This window comes from Aeromonas sp. INTO2, assembly GCF_049860605.1.
Classification (GTDB): Bacteria; Pseudomonadota; Gammaproteobacteria; order Enterobacterales; family Aeromonadaceae; genus Aeromonas; species Aeromonas caviae.
Map to the genome: position 1 here is coordinate 3,135,277 of NZ_CP187588.1, position 18,900 is coordinate 3,154,176.

The 18,900-nt window shown below is 62.3% G+C and carries 15 protein-coding genes and 1 pseudogene; 11 read left to right on the forward strand and 5 right to left on the reverse strand.

All coding sequences use genetic code 11. The annotated features are described in order from the left end of the window. Window positions 1-11: 11 nt before the first annotated feature. The 7 genes from acs (at window position 12) to ACPW74_RS14815 (ending at window position 8,021) form a co-directional block, all read left to right on the forward strand. On the forward strand, window positions 12-1,958 hold the full coding sequence (gene acs / locus ACPW74_RS14785) for an acetate--CoA ligase (RefSeq protein ID WP_180911416.1): 1,947 nt from the start codon (window positions 12-14) through the stop codon (window positions 1,956-1,958). 283 nt (window positions 1,959-2,241) lie between these two features. Then, window positions 2,242-2,691 carry a type II 3-dehydroquinate dehydratase gene (aroQ, locus tag ACPW74_RS14790; protein ID WP_039040307.1) on the forward strand — a complete coding sequence of 150 codons (450 nt, stop codon included), beginning with the start codon at window positions 2,242-2,244 and terminating at the stop codon, window positions 2,689-2,691. Window positions 2,692-2,727: 36 nt separating this feature from the next. Next, entirely contained in the window at window positions 2,728-3,189 is a 462-nt protein-coding gene (accB, locus tag ACPW74_RS14795; RefSeq protein ID WP_010675405.1) for an acetyl-CoA carboxylase biotin carboxyl carrier protein, read from the forward strand. 15 nt (window positions 3,190-3,204) lie between these two features. Further along, window positions 3,205-4,545, forward strand: a complete 1,341-nt coding sequence (gene accC, locus ACPW74_RS14800) for an acetyl-CoA carboxylase biotin carboxylase subunit (RefSeq protein ID WP_010675406.1) — start codon at window positions 3,205-3,207, stop codon at window positions 4,543-4,545. A gap of 268 nt (window positions 4,546-4,813) precedes the next feature. After that, window positions 4,814-5,062, forward strand: coding sequence for a YhdT family protein (locus ACPW74_RS14805; RefSeq protein ID WP_223924465.1), 249 nt, complete (start codon window positions 4,814-4,816; stop codon window positions 5,060-5,062). Continuing rightward, on the forward strand, window positions 5,052-6,509 hold the full coding sequence (gene panF / locus ACPW74_RS14810) for a sodium/pantothenate symporter (protein ID WP_425858279.1): 1,458 nt from the start codon (window positions 5,052-5,054) through the stop codon (window positions 6,507-6,509). Before ACPW74_RS14805 ends, panF begins: the two co-directional genes overlap by 11 nt. Window positions 6,510-6,596: 87 nt before the next feature. Beyond that, window positions 6,597-8,021, forward strand: a complete 1,425-nt coding sequence (locus tag ACPW74_RS14815) for a PTS transporter subunit EIIC (protein ID WP_223924467.1) — start codon at window positions 6,597-6,599, stop codon at window positions 8,019-8,021. On the opposite strand, the gene ACPW74_RS14820 is transcribed toward ACPW74_RS14815, so the two are convergent. Further along, the gene (locus ACPW74_RS14820; RefSeq protein ID WP_180344901.1) at window positions 8,022-8,894 is read right to left on the reverse strand and encodes a LysR family transcriptional regulator; all 873 of its coding nucleotides are present in this window, start codon (window positions 8,892-8,894) and stop codon (window positions 8,022-8,024) included. A 100-nt stretch (window positions 8,895-8,994) separates the two neighbouring features. Here ACPW74_RS14820 and ACPW74_RS14825 point away from each other — a divergent pair, with 100 nt between their 5' ends. The 3 genes from ACPW74_RS14825 (at window position 8,995) to ACPW74_RS14835 (ending at window position 12,392) form a co-directional block, all read left to right on the forward strand. Next, window positions 8,995-10,011 carry a zinc-binding alcohol dehydrogenase family protein gene (locus ACPW74_RS14825; protein WP_069784403.1) on the forward strand — a complete coding sequence of 339 codons (1,017 nt, stop codon included), beginning with the start codon at window positions 8,995-8,997 and terminating at the stop codon, window positions 10,009-10,011. Window positions 10,012-10,542: 531 nt separating this feature from the next. Continuing rightward, the gene (gene prmA, locus ACPW74_RS14830; RefSeq protein WP_010675412.1) at window positions 10,543-11,421 is read left to right on the forward strand and encodes a 50S ribosomal protein L11 methyltransferase; all 879 of its coding nucleotides are present in this window, start codon (window positions 10,543-10,545) and stop codon (window positions 11,419-11,421) included. 422 nt (window positions 11,422-11,843) lie between these two features. Next, on the forward strand, window positions 11,844-12,392 hold the full coding sequence (locus ACPW74_RS14835; protein WP_223924468.1) for a sugar O-acetyltransferase: 549 nt from the start codon (window positions 11,844-11,846) through the stop codon (window positions 12,390-12,392). Between the two features lie 20 nt (window positions 12,393-12,412). On the opposite strand, the gene ACPW74_RS14840 is transcribed toward ACPW74_RS14835, so the two are convergent. From ACPW74_RS14840 to ACPW74_RS14855, 4 genes and pseudogenes are all read right to left on the reverse strand, one after another. Next, entirely contained in the window at window positions 12,413-12,781 is a 369-nt protein-coding gene (locus ACPW74_RS14840) for a CZB domain-containing protein (RefSeq protein ID WP_231563281.1), read from the reverse strand. Window positions 12,782-12,805: 24 nt separating this feature from the next. Further along, window positions 12,806-13,492: pseudogene (locus tag ACPW74_RS14845) on the reverse strand (methyl-accepting chemotaxis protein); the annotation flags it as partial. 538 nt (window positions 13,493-14,030) lie between these two features. Next, complete coding sequence (locus ACPW74_RS14850) at window positions 14,031-14,579, reverse strand: NAD(P)H nitroreductase (protein WP_052816074.1); 549 nt, start codon at window positions 14,577-14,579, stop codon at window positions 14,031-14,033. Window positions 14,580-14,686: 107 nt separating this feature from the next. Continuing rightward, entirely contained in the window at window positions 14,687-16,714 is a 2,028-nt protein-coding gene (locus ACPW74_RS14855) for an NADPH-dependent 2,4-dienoyl-CoA reductase (protein WP_045525811.1), read from the reverse strand. 321 nt (window positions 16,715-17,035) lie between these two features. On the opposite strand from ACPW74_RS14855, the gene sppA reads away from it, so the two are divergent. Further along, on the forward strand, window positions 17,036-18,880 hold the full coding sequence (gene sppA / locus ACPW74_RS14860) for a signal peptide peptidase SppA (protein WP_045525758.1): 1,845 nt from the start codon (window positions 17,036-17,038) through the stop codon (window positions 18,878-18,880). Window positions 18,881-18,900 lie beyond the last annotated feature (20 nt).

An 18,900-nucleotide genomic window follows, 5' to 3' on the forward strand; every position in this document is an offset into this window, starting at 1 on the left:
AGGAGTGAGAGATGAGCGAGAGCAAGGTCTACCCGGTCAAGGCCCACATCGGCAACGGCGCCCTGCTGGACAAGGAAGGTTATGAAGCCATGTATCAGGCGTCGGTGCAGGATCCGGACGCCTTCTGGGGGGAGCAGGGCAAGATCCTCGACTGGATGACCCCCTACACCCGCGTCAAGAACACCTCCTACGATCCGGGCCACGTCTCCATCAAGTGGTATGAGGATGGCCTGCTCAACGTCTCGGCCAACTGCCTGGATCGCCATCTGAGCGAGCGCGGCGACAAGGTCGCCATCATCTGGGAAGGGGACAACCCGGCTGAAGATCGCAAGATCACCTATCGCGAACTGCACGCCGAAGTGTGCAAGTTTGCCAACGTGCTCAAAGCCCAGGGGGTCAAGCGTGGCCACATGGTCTGCCTTTATATGCCCATGGTGCCGGAGGCGGCCATCGCCATGCTGGCCTGTACCCGCATCGGGGCCGTGCACAGCATCGTCTTCGGCGGCTTCTCGCCGGAGGCGCTCTCGGGCCGCATCATCGACTCCGGCGCCTCCGTTGTCATCACCGCCGATGAGGGGTTGCGAGGCGGTCGCCCCATCCCCCTCAAGAAGAACGTGGATGAGGCCCTTACCCACCCGGATACCAAGGTCAGCAAGGTGATCGTCCTCAAGCGCACCGGTGGCAACGTGGCCTGGCACGAGCACAGAGACATCTGGTGGCATGATGCGGTCAACGCCGCCAGCCCGGATTGTCCGCCCGAAGCCATGGGCTCCGAAGATCCCCTGTTCGTGCTCTACACCTCCGGCTCCACCGGCAAACCCAAGGGTGTGCTGCACACCACGGGCGGCTATCTGGTCTATGCCGCCCTCACCTTCAAATACGTGTTCGACTACCACGAAGAGGACATCTACTGGTGTACCGCCGACGTGGGCTGGGTCACCGGTCACTCCTATCTGGTCTACGGGCCACTGGCCAACGGCGCCACCACCGTCATGTTCGAAGGGGTGCCCAATTACCCGGCCACCAACCGCATGAGTCAGGTGGTGGACAAACACCAGGTCACCATCCTCTATACCGCCCCCACCGCCATTCGCGCACTGATGGCCAAGGGCAAGGAGGCTGTCGAAGGCACTTCCCGCACCAGCCTGCGCATCATGGGGTCGGTGGGTGAACCCATCAACCCGGAAGCCTGGGAGTGGTACTACCGCACCATCGGCGACGAGCGCTGCCCCATCGTCGACACCTGGTGGCAGACCGAGACCGGCGGCATCCTCATCACTCCGCTGCCCGGCGTCACCGCGCTCAAGCCCGGCTCGGCCACTCGTCCCTTCTTCGGAGTACAGCCTGCTCTGGTGGACAACCTGGGTGAGCCGCTGGAAGGCGCCACCGAGGGCAACCTGGTGATCACCGACTCCTGGCCCGGCCAGATGCGTACCGTGTTCGGCGATCACGAGCGCTTCGAGCAGACCTACTTCTCCACCTTCCCGGGTCGCTACTTCACCGGCGACGGTGCCCGTCGCGACGAGGACGGCTACTACTGGATCACCGGCCGGGTGGATGATGTACTCAACGTCTCCGGCCACCGCATGGGTACCGCCGAAATCGAGTCCGCTCTGGTGGCCCATCCGAAAATCGCCGAAGCGGCGGTGGTGGGCGTTCCCCACGAGATCAAGGGACAGGGCATCTACGCCTATGTCACCCTGATCGCCGGGGAAGAGCCGAGCCGCGAGCTGCACAAGGAAGTGAAGGAGTGGGTGCGCAAGGAGATTGGCGCCATCGCGACCCCCGACGTGATCCACTGGGCCGAAGGGCTGCCCAAGACCCGATCCGGCAAGATCATGCGGCGTATCTTGCGCAAGATCGCCACCGGCGAAACCGACAGCCTGGGGGATATCTCCACCCTGGCGGATCCGGGGGTCGTGGACAAGCTGATCCGCGAGAAGTCGGAAGCGGCGTGAGTCTCTTCCCCACGTCAACAGAGCCGGCCACGTGCCGGCTTTGTTGTCTTCGGGATCCGGACAAGGCAGAGTTCAGTGGCAAGCCGGGCTTGCGGGCAAATCAGGCCAATAAATAGCCAGATGTAGAGATTAGACCAGTAAAATGCTGCTAATTTTCACGAAATCAATATAATTGCGAAATCTGTGTGTCAGGGCACACCGATTTGTGCAAAAATTGGCTAGATTTTTGGTAGTCCAAAGATAGCTGATAGATAGCAGCATAATCATCGAGGATGTACTCAATATGTCGCAACATCACCGAATCCTCCTGCTTAACGGCCCCAATCTGAATCTGCTGGGCAAGCGGGAGCCGGGAATCTACGGCAGCAAGACGCTCGATGAGATCGTCGCCGATCTGACGCGCAGCGCCAGCGAACTCGGTGTCACCCTGGAACATCTGCAATCCAATGCCGAGCACGAGCTGATCGGCCGCATCCATCAGGCCATGGGCCAGGTGGATTTCATCATCATCAATCCCGCCGCCTTCACCCATACCAGCGTTGCCCTGCGCGATGCCCTGCTGGGTGTGGCCATCCCCTTTATCGAGGTTCACCTGTCAAACGTTCATGCCAGGGAGCCCTTCCGTCATCACTCCTATCTGTCTGATGTCGCCAAGGGGGTGATCTGCGGGTTGGGTGCCGATGGTTACCAATTCGCTTTAACCGCGGCCGTGCATCAGTTGCGCGCGGCTTGATAATCACTGATCAGATAAAGAAGAAAGAGAATGCTAATGGATATCCGCAAAATCAAGAAGCTGATTGAACTGGTTGAAGAGTCCGGCATCGCCGAGCTGGAAATCTCCGAAGGGGAAGAGTCCGTTCGCATCAGCCGTAATTTCTCCGGCCAGGTTAGCGTTGCCCCGCAGATGATCATGCCCCAGGCCGCAGCTCAGGTTGCTGCACCGGTTGCCGCTGCTCCGGCAGCCGCCGCTGCACCTGCTGCCGATGCCGCCCCGAGCGGTCATCTGATGCGCTCCCCCATGGTGGGCTCCTTCTACCGCTCCTCCAGCCCGGAAGCCAAGCCGTTCGTGGAAGTCGGTCAGCACGTCAATGTCGGCGACACCCTGTGCATCGTCGAAGCCATGAAAATGATGAACCAAATCGAGTCTGACAAGGCCGGCGTGATCAAAGCGATCCTGGTTGAAAATGGTCAGGCCGTCGAGTTTGACGAGCCGCTGTTCATCATCGAATAAGGGAAAATGCCACCCATGTTGGACAAAGTAGTCATCGCCAACCGCGGTGAAATTGCCCTGCGGATCCTGCGCGCCTGCAAAGAGCTCGGGATCAAGACAGTGGCCGTTCACTCCACTGCCGATCGGGAGCTCAAGCATGTGCTCCTGGCGGACGAAACCATCTGCATCGGCAAGCCTGCCAGCGGTGAGTCCTACCTCAATGTGCCGGCCATCATCGCCGCCGCCGAGGTGACCGGTGCCGTCGCCATCCACCCGGGCTACGGCTTCCTCTCCGAGAATGCCGACTTCGCCGAAGTGGTCGAGAAATCCGGCTTCATCTTCATCGGTCCGCGCGCCGAGACCATTCGCCTGATGGGTGACAAGGTCTCCGCCATCGAGGCGATGAAGAAGGCGGGCGTGCCCTGCGTACCCGGCTCCGACGGCCCGGTGGACAACGATGCCAAGCGCAACGCCGCCATCGCCAAGCGGATCGGGTATCCGGTGATCATCAAGGCCGCCGGTGGCGGTGGTGGTCGCGGCATGCGCGTGGTGCGCAACGAGGCCGAACTGGCCTCCGCCATCGCGCTGACCAAATCCGAAGCGGGCCAGTTCTTCAAGAACGACATGGTCTACATGGAGAAGTACCTGGAGAACCCGCGCCACATCGAGATCCAGGTGCTGGCTGACGGTCAGGGTACCGCCCTCTATCTGGGTGAGCGGGACTGCTCCATGCAGCGCCGTCACCAGAAGGTCGTGGAAGAGGCTCCGGCCCCCGGCATCACCGACGAGATGCGCAAGTTCATCGGTGAGCGCTGTGTGCGCGCCTGTCTCGAGATCGGCTACCGCGGTGCGGGTACCTTCGAGTTCCTGTACGAGAACGGCGAGTTCTATTTCATCGAGATGAACACCCGTATCCAGGTGGAGCATCCGGTCACCGAGATGGTCACCGGCGTCGACCTCATCAAGGAGCAGCTGCGCATTGCCGCCGGTCAGCCCCTGTCGATCACCCAGCAGGACATCCGCATCCGTGGCCACGCCATCGAGTGCCGGATCAATGCCGAAGATCCGGCCACCTTCCTGCCCTCTCCCGGTCTCATCCAGCGCTTCCACGCGCCGGGCGGCCTGGGCGTGCGCTGGGAATCCCACATCTATGCGGGTTACAAGGTCCCCCCCTACTACGACTCCATGATCGGCAAGCTGATCTGCTACGGGGAGAACCGCGACGTGGCCATCGCCCGCATGCGTCACTCCCTCGACGAGCTGGTGGTGGAAGGGATCAAGACCAACATCGCCCTGCAAAAAGAGATCATGAAGGACGAAAACTTCCAGCACGGTGGCACTAACATCCACTACCTGCACAAGAAGTTGGGTCTGTAATGGCTTGAGACCCGACCCATTGAGCACGGTGGCAACACAGAACAGCCACTACCTGCACAAGAAGTTGGGTCTGTAATGGCTTGAGGCCCGGCCCATTGAGCACGGTGGCCGCATGAGCAGCCACTCCCTGCACAAGAAGTCGGGTCTGCAAAGACCCCTTTCATCGGGAAATTGCGCGATCCACCCGGATCGCCAACGTAAAAAAGGGCCATGGCGACATGGCCCTTTTTTGTTATTCTTGCGCCCCGCTCACTCGTCGGAGGCCACAGTGAACCGTTTCGCACTCGCCCGTCGGGAAGCAGCCTTCTGCCTGCTGCTGACCCTGCTCTACTTTGTCGCCTGGTATGGCTCGGCTTATTTCATCCCCGAGGATCTCGATCTGTGGGACCTGCCCCTCTGGTTCCTGCTCAGTTGCATCCTGATGCCGCTGCTGTTCATCGGCCTCTGCGCCCTCATGGTGGATCGCCTGTTCGTCGATATTCCCCTGGATAGCGAGGTACCACCCCATGAATCTTGAGCTGATGCTGCCGCTCTGCATCTACCTGGTGCTGGTACTGGGGGTCGGTTTCTGGGCCAGTCGCCACCGGACCGGCGGCAACTTCATGCAGGAGTACTTCATCGGCAACCGCAGCATGGGGGGGCTGGTGCTCGCCATGACCCTGGTGGCCACTTATACCTCTGCATCGTCCTTCATCGGCGGGCCGGGAGCCGCCTACAAGGTCGGCCTCGGCTGGGTATTGCTGGCGATGATCCAGCTGCCCACCGTCTGGCTCACTCTGGGGGTGCTTGGCAAGAAGTTCGCCATCATCGCCCGCCGGGTCAACGCGGTGACCATCAACGACATACTGTGGGCCCGCTACCAGAGCAGGGCGGTGGTCATGCTGGGCTCGGTCACCATCATCCTCGCCTTCATCGCCACCATGGTGGTGCAGTTCATCGGCGGCGCCCGCCTGCTGGAAACGGCGACCGGCCTCAGCTATCAGCAGGGGCTCTTCCTGTTTGCCAGTTGCGTGCTGCTCTACACGGTGATCGGCGGCTTTCGCGCCGTGGTGATGACGGATGCCCTGCAGGGCATCGTCATGCTCATCGGCACTGGCGCCCTGCTGGCGGGCATCCTCATCGCCGGTGACGGGTTGCCGAATCTTGTCCACCAGCTCAAGGAGATAGATCCCAAGCTGGTGAGCCCCCAGGGGGCCGGCGACATGCTGACCCAACCCTTCATGCTGAGCTTCTGGGTGCTGGTCTGCATCGGGGTGGTGGGCTTGCCCCACTCGGCGCTGCGCTGCTTTGGCTACCGGGACAGCAAGGCGCTGCACCGGGGCATCCTCATCGGCACCATCGTCTGCGCCCTGCTGATGTTCGGCATGCACCTGGCCGGGGCGCTGGGCCGCGCCATCCTGCCCGGCATGGACAGCCCGGACAAGATCATGCCCTCCCTGATGATGGAGGTGCTCCCCCCCTGGCTGGCCGGGGTCTTCCTGGCCGCCCCCATGGCGGCCATCATGTCTACTATCGACTCCCAGCTGATCCAGGCCTCCGCCACCCTGGTGAAAGATCTCTACCTCAATTACCTCAACCCCAGGCAGGAGAAGCTGGAGGTCCGGGTGCCGCGCCTCTCCCTGCTCTGCACCCTGATCCTCGGTACCCTGGTGCTGCTGGCGGCGCTCCAGCCCCCCGAGATGATCATCTGGCTCAACCTGCTCGCCTTCGGCGGCCTGCAGGCGGTCTTCCTCTGGCCCCTGGTGCTCGGCATCTACTGGTCCAGGGCCAACGGCCCGGGAGCCCTGGCCAGCATGGTCTGCGGCATCCTCTGTTACGGCACCTTGAGCCAGTGGGGGATCAAGCTGGCCGGTCTGCACGCCATCGTCCCGAGCCTGGCCCTTGGCCTGGCGGCCTTTGTCCTGGTCAGCCTGCTCACTCCTGCCCCGGATCAGCGTGTCCGTCGATTGTTTGATCAAAATTAAGAAAAGGATCAATAAAGGAAGGCTCGCCTATTCCCAAATGGGGGCTCACGGGTAAAATGTGCGCCACGTCACAAATACCGTGCCCCCATGCCAGTCCAGAACGCCAGAAAGATCCTGACCCAGTCCCTGCAGCGCCTCGGCTATGCCCTGTTGCTGCCCGTCTCCATCCTGCCCCTGGCCGCCCTGCTCCACCGGCTCGGCCAACCGGACGTGCTGGATCTCGCCGTGCTCTCCCTCGCCGGTCGCGCCCTGTTCAGCCAGATGCCGCTCATCTATGCGGTGGCCATCGCCTTCGGGTTGAGTCGCCAGGGGCAAGGAGCCCAGGCGCTCGCCGGTGCGGTCAACTTCCTGCTGCTGAGCTCGGCGCTGGGCACCCTGGTGCCCGGGCTGCATGCGGACATGATCTGCGGCCAGCTGGCCGGGCTCGTCACCGCCATGGTCTGCTCCCGGGCCCGCGCTCTGCGGCTGCCGGGCTGGTTGCGCCCCCTGCAGGAAGATCTGCCGGGCATGTTGCTCTCGGCGCTGGCCTGCCTGCTGCTGGTGATCCCCCTCTCCATCCTCTGGCCGCTGCTGGAACAGGGGCTCACCCTGCTCGCCTCCGATCTGCTCACCACGCCCTTTGGCGCCTTCTGCTACGGCGTGCTGAACCGACTGCTGATCCCCCTCGGCCTGCACCAGGTGCTGGGCAGCCTCATCGGGCTCGGGGAGAGCAACCTGCAAGCCCTCTCGACCGCCCAGCCGCTGCATGAAGGCTATGTGGCCGGGCTCTATCCGGTCATCATGTTCGGCCTGCCCGGTGCCTGTTTTGCCATCTGGATCCATCGCCAGCGGATGCAGCAACTGCCCCAGGGAGGGCTGCTGCTCACCCTGGCGCTCACCTCGGCACTGGTGGGCATCACGGAGCCCATCGAGTTCCTGTTTGCCTTCACCGCTCCCTGGCTGTTTCTGGCCCATGCCCTGCTGACCGGGCTGTCGCTGGCCATCTGCAGCGGGCTCGACATCCAGGTGGGCAGCTACTTTTCTGCCGGATTGCTGGATCTGGTGCTGAGCTACCACGCCGGTCTGCACAGCTTCTGGCTCATCCCCTTGGGCATCCTCTTCTTCGTCGTCTATGCCCTGCTCTTCTCCCGGCTGCTGGAACACGCCCCCCTCAGTCTGCCGGGCAAGCCCATCGCCGAGGATCTCTCCCGGCTCGCGACCGTGGCCCCCACCGATCCCCAGATGCTGGCTATCCAGTACCTCAAGATGCTGGGGGGCATGGACAACTTGCAGGCCATGAGCGTCTGCCTGACCCGCCTCAGCCTGCGGGTTCGCGACATGGCCCTGGTGGATCAATCCTGCCTGGCCAGACTGGGCTGCCTCTCCTGGGTCGTGCTCAACGAACATCAGCTGGTGCTGGTGCTCGGCCCCCATGCCGGCCTCATCGAAGGGCAGATCCGCATGCTGGCGGAACGCCAGTCGGTCCCGCTCGGTCTCGAACCGGCTCAGGCTCCCCTTGGCCAGCACCAGTGATCAGGCGAAGGGAAGACGTTCGGCCACGAAGTCCATCAGGCTGCGAAGGGCGGGGGCCAGGTGTTCCCGGCTCGGGTAGATGAGATAGAAGGGGTTCACCGGAACCAGGAGATCCGGCAGCACCTTGAGCAGTCGCCCCGCCGCCAGATCGTCGCCGCAGACATGGGCCGGCAGCAGGGCAATCCCCCCGTCATGGAGTGCCAGCTCCCGCAGCGCCAGCAGGCTGTTGCTCTGGCAGGCCCCGCGAGGGCGCCAGCCCCCCTCCTGCAATGGCCACACCGGCAAGGAGCCATGTACCAGGCAGGCGTGTCCGGCCAGCTCTGAGAGCTGGAGCGGCGTCCCGTTGGCAGCCAGGTAACCGGGAGATGCCACCAGATGGCGCGCCACCTGGCCGATGCGCCGGCAGATGAGGCTGGAATCTTTCAGCGGCGCCGCCCGCAGCGCCAGATCGTAACCTTCCCCCACCAGATCAAGCTGTTCATCGCAAAGGGTCAGCTCCAGCACCACCTCGGGGTAGAGGGCGCGAAATTCGGCCAGTATCCGGCCAAGCAGCAAGGTTCCCGTGGCTTCGGGAGCAGTGATCCGCACCCGCCCTCCAGGAGCCGCGCGCAACCGCGCCATCGCCAGGTTGGCACTACGCGCCAGTGCCAGCAGCTCCTGACAATGGGTCACATAGACCTCCCCCTGGGGCGTCAGGCTGAGCCTGCGGGTGGTGCGTTGCAGCAACCTCACCCCGAGCCGGGATTCGAGGCGCGAGATCTTCTGGCTCACCGAGGACTTGGGCATGCCGAGCACCTCGGCCGCCCCGGTGAAGCTCCCCTGCTCTACCACGGTGGCGAACAGCCCCATCAACTCCAGTTCGACATTGTTCATATATTCAAACAGTCTTTACCAATTACCCATCTTAATCTTGATAATTATCCAGACTAGAGTGAGTGGCAATCCCGAACACTGCTATTTGAAAGGAAAAGCCATGAAAGCCATCGCCCTGACTCACTATCTGCCAAGCAACCACCCCCACTGCTTCATCGAGAGCGATCTGCCCGATCCGACACCGGGCCCGCGGGATCTGCTGGTACGGGTCAACGCCACCTCCATCAATCCGGTCGACACCAAGGTACGCGCCCCCAAGGACAAGGTCGAAAGCAGCCCCCGCGTGCTGGGCTGGGACGCCGTGGGCGAGGTGATCGCCGTCGGTAGCGACGTCACCCTGTTCAAGGCCGGTGACAGGGTCTGGTATGCCGGCGACATCAGCCGCCCGGGCAGCAACAGCGCCTTGCAACTGGTGGACGAGCGCATCGCCGCTATCGCCCCAGTCACCCTGACCGATCTGGAAGCCGCCGCCCTGCCGCTCACCGCCATCACCGCCTGGGAAACCCTGTTCGAGCGCATGAGCCTTACCCGCGAAAGCACCGGGCGACTGCTGATCATCGGGGGTGCCGGCGGAGTCGGTTCCATCGCCATCCAGCTGGCCCGCCAGCTTACCGGCATGGAGGTGATCGCCACCGCATCGCGCCCCGAAACCCGGGAGTGGTGCCTGGACATGGGGGCCCACCAGGTGGTGAGCCATCACCATCTGCAGGCGGAGCTCAAGGCACTCGGCATCAGCGAGGTGGATGCCATCTTCTGCACCAACGCCACCGAGCAGCACTGGAACACCATGGCCAGCCTCATCCGTCCGTTTGGCCACATCTGCACCATCGCCGAGTCCAGTGAACCCTGGGATCTGGGTCTGCTCAAACCCAAGAGCGTCACCTTCAGCCAGGAGTTCATGTTTACCCGCTCCCTGTTCCAGACCCCGGACATGATCGAGCAGCACAACCTGCTCGGCCGGGTCGCGGCCCTGATCGATGAAGGGGTGCTCAAGACCACCCTCAGCAAGGTGGTGCCCGAACTGACGCCCCTCACCCTGGCCCGGGCTCATGCCGAGCTGGAAGCGGGTCGCATGGTGGGCAAGCTGGTGATCGACATGAGCGGCTTCCATCGCTGAGGCACAGCCCAGGCGGGCCTTACCGTCCAACCTATTCCCTTTTAGGTAAATAAATGCACCATCATGGGGTGAAATCACCAGTGACAAGCCCCAAGAGTGCACAGCCCCGCAGGTAACCTATGTCCCTGACGGGGCATCTCCCCCGAAAAAACCATAAAAAAGAGGCCATCCCGTCGGGATGGCCCTAAAAACCTGAACGTTGGGGTAACAATCACACACATATCCTTATGCAGGACATCTGTAACTTTGCAGATAGCGTGCCAATCTCTGCTTTTCCCTCCCAATTAACCGCTTTTCAGCGCACCGGCATAAAAAAAGCCACCCGAAGGTGGCTGAAAAAAGATGACGGAACTTCATAGAGCAAAGCATTCAGCGGGAACAAGTTGCTTCCCGTCACCCATGAAGGAATACATTAACCGTGCCAACTTGGCAGAGTTACCTCCCTTCCCCATGAGGCCATGGTCAAACCACGACAGCACGGGTCCATGATGATAGAATCCCGCGGTTTCACATTTATGAAGAGCCGACGCCATGCCCTGGATACAAATTCGAATCAACGCCACTGCCAAGACCGCAGACAAGGTGAGCAACATGCTGCTGGGGCGTGGGGCCCAGGCGGTGACCTTTATGGATGCCAAGGATGTGCCCGTCTATGAGCCCATGCCCGGTGAAACCCCGCTCTGGGGCGAGACCGAAGTAATGGGACTGTTCGATGCCGAAACCGATCCGGCTCCCACCATCGCCTTCTTCCAGCAGATCTTCGGCGAAGACGTGGGCTACAAGGTCGAACAGCTGGAAGACAAGGACTGGGTGCGCGAGTGGATGGATCACTTCCACCCCATGCAGTTCGGCGAGCGGCTCTGGATCTGCCCGAGCTGGCGCGACGTGCCGAACCCCGATGCGGTCAACGTCATGCTGGACCCGGGCCTGGCCTTCGGCACCGGTACCCACCCCACCACGGCACTCTGCCTGCAGTGGCTGGACGGGCTGGATCTGGCCGGCAAAACCGTGGTGGACTTTGGTTGCGGCTCCGGCATCCTCGGCATCGCCGCCCTGAAACTGGGGGCCGCCCGGGTCATCGGCATCGATATCGATCCGCAGGCCATCCAGGCCAGCCGTGACAACGCCGAGCGAAATGGCGTAGCCGACCAGATTGAACTCTACCTGCCGGCGGATCAGCCTCAAGACGTCGAAGCGGACGTGGTGGTCGCCAACATCCTGGCCGGCCCGCTGCGGGAACTGGCGCCGCTTATCGCCGGCCACGGCAAGGCGGGCAGCCTGATGGCCCTCTCCGGCGTGCTGGAAAGCCAGGCGCCAGAGCTGGAGACCATCTATGGCCAGTGGTTCGAGATGGACCCGACCGCCGTGAAAGAGGAGTGGTGCCGCCTCTCCGGCCGCAAACTCGGCTGATAAGCAACAAGCCACGGCAGTTGCCAACCCATCAGCCGCACACTCGGCTGATAAGCAACAAGCCATGGCTGTTGCCAACCCATCGGCCGCATACTCGGCTGACAAGCAACAGGCCACGGCAGTTGCCAACCCATCAGCCGCAAACTCGGCTGATAAACAACAAGCCACGGTGGCTGCCAACCCATCGGCCGCACACTCGGCTGATAAACAACAAGCCACGGCAGTTGCCAACCCATTGGCCACACACTCGGCTGACAGGCCACAGCGGCAACACTTAGGTCGTTGAACGACAAGGGCACCCCAGGGTGCCCTTGTCGTTTCCGGACGCCCGTTCTCCTTCTGCCCACTCTGGGGAGAGCCTCACGCTTCTCTGCCCCCCCGATGGCTTATCCTCTCTTCCTCCACCCCATCGAGGCCCAGTCATGACCGAATACGAGAAGATGATCGCCAGCCAGCCTTACAACTGCATGGCACCAGAGCTGGATCTTTTGCGCCGGGAGACGGCCCTCCTGTACCGCCGCTTCAATCGCAGCGACGAGGAGGATGAACAACTGGCGCTGCTGCAGCAGATCGTCGGCGAGCTGGCCCAGGGTGCCTTCATCTGCCCGCCCCTCTACTGCACCTATGGCCGCCACATCCACCTTGGCAAGGGCAGCTACATCAACATGGGGGCCACCCTGCTGGACAATGCCCCCATTCGCATCGGCGCCGAGGTAATGATTGGGCCGAACGTGCAGATCTACACCGCCGCCCATGCGCTGGACGCCGATGAGCGCATTCAGGGGGTTGAGACGGCGCTGCCGGTCACCATTGAAGACAGGGTCTGGATTGGCGGCGGCGCCATCCTGCTGCCCGGTGTCACCATAGGGCGGGAAGCTGTCGTGGGCGCGGGCTCGGTCGTGACCAGAGATTTACCGGCCGGTGCCAGGGTGGCAGGCAACCCGGCACGGCTGCTGCCAGTCAAAGGTTGAGCGGAAGGCCCGAGGCTCGCTCAGGCGCTTTCCAGCAAGCGGTCGATGCAGTGCACCACCTGCATGCTGGCGTTTTCCATGGTCTTGAGCTGCTCGACCATGCTTTTGATATCCCCCTGCTCGCGCGCGTGCAGGGCGGCCTTGCCGCTCTCGTGGACCCGCTTGTGGGGCCCGTCCAGTTCACGAAAGCCCGGCTTGTGGGCGAAGAGCTCCGCACCCTGCCCCTCGAAATACCATTTGCCCAGCCTGCACTGAGCGTGGTCGCTCACCGGCTCGTGAAAATGCTGCTGATCGATGAGCCGATAGATGGTGTTCTTCCAGACGGCGTGATCCAGCTTGGTGGTATTGAGGAAGGAGGTGGAGGCCGCACTGTGGATCACCTGCTGCATCCGGCCTGATTGTGCCAGCACCTGGGTCACCACCACATCGATCTGGGAGGAGGAGGTCGCCACCTCGGCGGCACTGGCCTGGTTGTCATTGATGATGGACTTGATCTCCTGCGCCTGGGCCACTATCTGTCTGACCAGCACCTCTATCTGGCTGCTGGCTTCATGAGCCTTGCTCGCCAGCTGACGCACCTCATCGGCGACCACGGCGAATCCACGGCCAGCCTCACCGGTCCTGGCCGCCTCGATGGCCGCATTGAGTGCCAGCAGGTTGGTCTGATCCGAAATGCCCTGGATGGCGGTCACGAACTGGTTGATGGCGGATGTACTGGCATCGAGCTGATGGACGGCTGCGAGGCTGCGAGCCGCCTCATCCGTGATGGCATGGGCGCGATCGGAGAGACGGGTGATGGCGCCCCGGGTCTGGGCAAAGAGCTGATCCAGCTCGCAGAGCGCTCCCTTTTCCGCCATCAGGTGTTCGGCACTGCCGGCCAGCGCTTCCCGCACACTCTGCAGCATCTCACCTCCCTGGTTCTGGCAGGAGATCACCTGATTGAAGAGATCGCCACGCTCCCGGCTGGTTCGCTGCATGTGCTCGTATTCACCGATGGTGGCACGCAATTCGGCCAGCTCGCTCTGGTGCTGCTGCTCTTTGAGAAGCATCGCCTCCCTGAGCTGTTGATTCTCTTTTTCAAGCTTGCGGTTGAACCACATATGGCCTCCGGATGGCAAAGGTGCGGGCAGTCGACGTCAAAGGGAAGCCTCTGGCTCTCTTGTCTCTGCCGATGCTGGCGGATCCCGGGCCGGATTTCACCTGCAAATGCAGGATATTTGACCCTGATCCTGATTCCAATCGAGGCCACATCAATGGCTGTGCAAAAGATCGCCACAAAGAGGCCGGGTGAGGTAGAGAAGAGGCAGAGGAGAAAGAACGCTGACGTGCCGATCCCGCAAAAAATGAAGCCCAATGTCATCAAGACGTTGGGCTCTAAAAAGGTGCTACGGAATTGCGACTCTCATCGCAGAAAATTAGAAGGGGTCACCTTCTAAACTGGCAGTGGGATAATAACGTGGCGCAAACGTTTTACATAGCGTAATAAACCAGGAGTGAGAAGAATCTCTCACAATTCAAAAAATGTCCGGCCAACCCCCTTCTACCCTCTTGGCAAGTGCGCATTTATCAGTACAGCCTGACGGCTTTGTCAGAAAACAAAAAAGCCTTGAATAATCAGGGCTTTTGGCGTTCTGCGCTTCAGAAGTTGCGCACGAAGTCCTGAATGGGCAACTCGCGCAGCTTGCGGGCCTCCAGCATGGGGGTGCCAAGGTAGAGGAAGCCCACCAGTTGATCCTCCGGTGCCAGCCCCAGTGCACCATGGATCTGCTCGTCGAAGATGAACCAGCCGGAACGCCAGATGCCGTTGAAGCCCTGGGCCTGGGCCGCCATCTGCATCGCCATCAGGGCGCAACCGGCAGAGAGCTCCTGCTCTAGTTTCGGTACCTTGGGGTGCGCCTGATAACGGGTCGCCACCGCGATCACCAGGGGAGCACGCAGTGGCGCGGCGCGGCACTTCTCGACACTGTCCGCATCCTCGCCACGGGCATGGGCGGCATCGGCCAGCAATGTCCCCAGGCGCTCACGCCCCTCCCCTTCGAACAGGATGAACTGCCAGGGGGTCAGAGTGCCGTGATCCGGCGCCCGCAGCCCGGCCTTGAGGATATTGTCGAGCACTTCGCCACTCGGGGCAGGCTCGGCCAGACGACCACAGGAGTGGCGATTGAGTAACAGATGGAGGGCATCCATGGGGCAGTTCCTTGTCAAAGGCGATGATGGCGCTACCTTAGCACAGCACTGGATGAAGAAAACCCCTGGGGTTCAGGGGTTTGTCAGGATACGAAAGGGTCGGGAGGCTAGATGACGGCAGCCAGCTCCGCCCCTTGCCGGATGGCGCGTTTGGCATCCAGCTCGGCGGCCACGTCGGCACCGCCGATGATGTGCACCGGCTTGCCAGCAGCCTGCAGACCAGCCTGCAACTCCTTGAGGGGTTCCTGTCCGGCACAGATGATCACCTGATCCACCGGCAGGCACTGCTGTTGGTCGCCCACCTGGATGTGAAGCCCGGCATCGTCGATACGCAGGTACTGGACGCCGGAGAGCATCTGCACCTTGCGATTCTTGAGCACGGTGCGATGGATCCAGCCGGTGGTCTTGCCAAGGCCGTCGCCCACCTTGCTCTCCTTGCGCTGGAGCAACCAGATCTGGCGCTCGGGGGCATCGATTTCGGGGGTAGTCAGGCCGCCGCGCTCACCCAGTTGCTTGTCGATACCCCACTCCTTGAGCCAGTGATCGCGATGGCTTTCAGCATCCGGCGATCCTCTCTTCTCCACTAGGTATTCAGCCACGTCAAAGCCGATACCGCCGGCGCCGATCACCGCCACCTTCTCGCCCACCGGCTTGTGATCACGTAAGACATCGAGGTAGCTCAACACCTTGGGGTGCTCGATACCCGGAATGTTGGGAGTGCGCGGGCGGATGCCGGTGGCGAGGATCACCTCGTCAAAACCGCCGCCCAAGAGGCTCTCGGCACTCTGGCGCTGGCCCAGATAGAGCTCGACGCCGCACTTCTCAAGCCGTTTGGCGAAGTAGCGCAGGGTCTCGTGGAACTCCTCCTTGCCCGGGATCTGCTTGGCAAAGTTGAACTGGCCGCCGATTTCGCTCGCCTGATCGAACAGGCTTACCTGATGGCCCCGCTCGGCGGCGTAGCAGGCAAACGCCAGCCCGGCAGGACCCGCCCCCACCACCGCCAGCTTCTTGGGCTGGGGCACCCGGCCAAACGTCAACTCGGTCTCGAAACAGGCGCGGGGGTTGACCAGGCAGGAGGCACGCTTTTGCTTGAACACGTGGTCGAGGCAGGCCTGGTTGCAGGCGATGCAGGTGTTGATCTCGTCCGCCCTGTCTTCAGCCGCCTTGATGACGAATTCGGGGTCCGCCAGGAAGGGGCGCGCCATGGAGACCATGTCCGCCTCGCCGCCTGCCAGGATGCGCTCCGCCACCTCGGGGGTGTTGATGCGGTTGGTGGTGATGAGGGGCACCTTGAGGTGCTTTTTCAGCTCGGCGGTCACCCAGCTGAAGGCACCGCGCGGCACGCTGGTGGCGATGGTGGGAATGCGCGCCTCGTGCCAGCCGATACCGGTGTTGATGAGGGTCACCCCCACCTGCTCTAGTGCCCGACCAAGTGCGATCACTTCCTCAAGGGAGGAGCCCTGCTCCACCAGATCCAGCATGGAGAGGCGGAAGATGATGATGAAATCCGTGCCCACCCGCTCACGGATGGCGCGGACAATCTCCACCGGGAAGCGCATGCGGTTTTCGCTGCTGCCGCCCCAGCCATCGGTGCGCTTGTTGGTGCGTTCGCAGATGAACTGGTTGATGAGATAGCCCTCCGACCCCATCACCTCGACCCCGTCATAACCGGCCGCCTTGGCCAGCGCCGCAGTGGCGGCGAAGTCGCGAATGGTGCCGCGGATCTGCCGCTCGCTCATGGCCCGCGGCTTGAACGGGGAGATGGGAGCCTTGAGGGCGCTCGGCGCCAGGCTGAACGGATGGTAGGCATAGCGGCCCGCATGAAGGATCTGCAGCGCTATCTTGCCCCCTTCCTGGTGCACTGCTTCGGTCACCTTGCGGTGTTTGGCTACCTGCCAGGGAAAGCTCAGCTGGGAGCCGTGGGGCACCAGCCGCCCCCGCAAATTGGGGGCGATACCGCCGGTCACGATGAGACCGACCCCGCCACGGGCCCGCTCACCATAGAAGGCGGCCAGCTTGTCAAAGCCCCCCTTTTCCTCCTCGAGGCCGGTGTGCATGGACCCCATCAGTACGCGGTTGCGCAACTGGGTAAAACCCAGATCGAGGGGGGTCAGCAGCGTGGGATAACGGCTCATGATGCACTCCTTGTCGAGGTCGATGTGCACGGGGTCATGCTCCAGCCTTCCTGGCTGCCTCGGGTGACGGGCAGTAAAAAGAAGGGGTGGGTGGAGGTGGGGCCGGCTCATCGGGCCTTTCAGTTAATTTTTTGTTATCAAACTGGAGCTAGAGTAAAGAATCGAAAACTCTTTTTCAAACAAATGTTTGGACATTTTTTCAGCGAACAGCCGTGTTCCGAAGTGGCGGGGAGGCAGTCGACTCAAGGGGAAATGGCAATTGGCTGCGCAACTGGTTAATAATGGCTGCTCTCAACCCATTAACAGGGCGACAACGCAGCTATGTCTATTTTTAAAGGTCTGGGATGGCTCTTTCGCAGCCTCTGGCGCCTGCTCAACTTTACCCGCTTGATGCTGGTCAACCTGCTGTTTCTTCTCGTCGTGCTGGTCATTGTCTTCAGCGTCAGCCAGAGCGAGACCCCAAGCACCCCCATCGAGGGGGCGCTCACCCTCAATCTCTCCGGTGTGCTGGTAGAACAGCGCACCCAGACCGATCCCACGGTGCAACTGCTCAGGCAGATGGACAAGGGGGACGAGCAGCCAAGCGAAATCGTCCTCTCCGATCTGCTGTGGGCCATCAAGAGCGCGGGGAATGACGATCGCATCAAGGCGCTGGTGATCAAGCCCCAGGGTCTGCAAGGGGCCAGCCTCTCCAAACTGCAGGAGGTGACGGCCGCCATCGACGCCTTCAAGGAGAGCGGCAAGCCGGTCATCGCCATGGCGGACTACTACAGCCAGGGGGCCTATCTGCTCGCCGCCCACGCCGACCACGTGCTGCTCAACCAGAGTGGTGCCGTGCTGATCGAGGGGCTGGGTGTCTACCAGACCTACTTCAAGTCGGCACTGGAGAAGCTCAACATCACTCCGCACGTCTTCAAGGTCGGCACCTACAAGTCCTTCGTCGAGCCCTACACCCGGGACGAAATGTCCCCCGAGAGCAAGGAGGCGAACCAGCGCTGGCTGGATCAGCTGTGGCAATCTTATGTGGCCGACGTGGCGGAGCAGCGGGAGATCGAGCCGGATGCCGTCGCGCCGAACAAGGATCACTTCCTCGAACTGCTGCGCAAGGCTGGCGGCAATGCGGCCAGCTACGCCCTCGACAACGGTCTGGTGGATCAGCTCGCCACCCGCGACGAAATGACCCAGGCGGTGATCAAGGAAGTGGGCGAGGCCGATGATCACGGCTGGAAGGGCGTGGGCCTGAAAGAGTATCTGGCCGCCATCCCGGAACAGTACCCCCAGAGCGGCAAGGATGAGGTAGGCCTCATCACCGCCAGCGGCGCCATCATGGATGGCGTCCAGCCTGCCGGCACCATCGGCGGCGACAGCCTTGCCGATCTGCTGGCCGAGGCCCGCCGTGACGATCAGGTGAAAGCCGTGGTGCTGCGAGTGGACAGCCCCGGCGGCAGCGCCTTTGCCGCCGAGCAGATCCGCGCCGAATTGCTGGCCCTGAAACAGGCGGGCAAGCCGGTGGTCATCTCCATGGGCAGCTACGCCGCCTCCGGTGGCTACTGGATCTCCGCCGATGCGGACAAGATCTTCGCCTCCCCCACCACCCTCACCGGTTCCATCGGGGTGTTCGGCATGTTCGCCACCATCGACAAGGCGCTCTCCCAGTATGGGGTACACACCGACGGCGTCGGTACCACCGACTTCGTGGGGGTCGGGCTGACCCGTGCCCTGCCGGATCACGTGGGTGAAGCCATTCAACTGAGCGTGGAAGACACCTATCAGCGCTTTGTCGGCCTGGTGGGCAAGGGCCGGGGCCTTAGCCCGGAAGAGGCGGAAAAAGCCGCCGAAGGCCGGGTCTGGACCGGGCAGGATGCCAAGGCACTGGGGCTGGTGGACGAGTTCGGCAATCTGGATGACGCCCTCAAGGCGGCCGCCGATCTCGCCAACCTCAAAAGTTGGCAGGTCACCCCCATCGCACCGGAAGAGTCGGCCAGGGACAAGTTCCTGCGCGAGCTGTTTGACAGCAGCGCCCAGGCGCTGGCCCCGCACCTGCAAAGCTGGCTGCCCGCCGGGCTTGGCAAGGCGCTGCTGGAGATGAACCGCACTCTGGACCCGCTGACCCGCTTCAACGATCCCCAGGGCACCTACGCCTTCTGCCCGGTCTGTCTCCCCTGACGCCGGGGACAGCCATAAAA

What these genes read in the sequence shown, in the direction of transcription:
- prmA (WP_010675412.1), top strand. Translation starts at nt 10,543, where the DNA reads ATGCCCTGGATACAAATTCGAATCAACGCCACTGCCAAGACCGCAGAC.
- ACPW74_RS14840 (WP_231563281.1), bottom strand. Translation starts at nt 12,781, where the DNA reads ATGCAGCAGGTGATCCACAGTGCGGCCTCCACCTCCTTCCTCAATACC.
- sppA (WP_045525758.1), top strand. Translation starts at nt 17,036, where the DNA reads ATGTCTATTTTTAAAGGTCTGGGATGGCTCTTTCGCAGCCTCTGGCGC.
- ACPW74_RS14855 (WP_045525811.1), bottom strand. Translation starts at nt 16,714, where the DNA reads ATGAGCCGTTATCCCACGCTGCTGACCCCCCTCGATCTGGGTTTTACC.
- ACPW74_RS14850 (WP_052816074.1), bottom strand. Translation starts at nt 14,579, where the DNA reads ATGGATGCCCTCCATCTGTTACTCAATCGCCACTCCTGTGGTCGTCTG.
- acs (WP_180911416.1), top strand. Translation starts at nt 12, where the DNA reads ATGAGCGAGAGCAAGGTCTACCCGGTCAAGGCCCACATCGGCAACGGC.
- accB (WP_010675405.1), top strand. Translation starts at nt 2,728, where the DNA reads ATGGATATCCGCAAAATCAAGAAGCTGATTGAACTGGTTGAAGAGTCC.
- accC (WP_010675406.1), top strand. Translation starts at nt 3,205, where the DNA reads ATGTTGGACAAAGTAGTCATCGCCAACCGCGGTGAAATTGCCCTGCGG.
- aroQ (WP_039040307.1), top strand. Translation starts at nt 2,242, where the DNA reads ATGTCGCAACATCACCGAATCCTCCTGCTTAACGGCCCCAATCTGAAT.
- ACPW74_RS14815 (WP_223924467.1), top strand. Translation starts at nt 6,597, where the DNA reads ATGCCAGTCCAGAACGCCAGAAAGATCCTGACCCAGTCCCTGCAGCGC.
- ACPW74_RS14820 (WP_180344901.1), bottom strand. Translation starts at nt 8,894, where the DNA reads ATGAACAATGTCGAACTGGAGTTGATGGGGCTGTTCGCCACCGTGGTA.
- ACPW74_RS14835 (WP_223924468.1), top strand. Translation starts at nt 11,844, where the DNA reads ATGACCGAATACGAGAAGATGATCGCCAGCCAGCCTTACAACTGCATG.
- ACPW74_RS14825 (WP_069784403.1), top strand. Translation starts at nt 8,995, where the DNA reads ATGAAAGCCATCGCCCTGACTCACTATCTGCCAAGCAACCACCCCCAC.
- panF (WP_425858279.1), top strand. Translation starts at nt 5,052, where the DNA reads ATGAATCTTGAGCTGATGCTGCCGCTCTGCATCTACCTGGTGCTGGTA.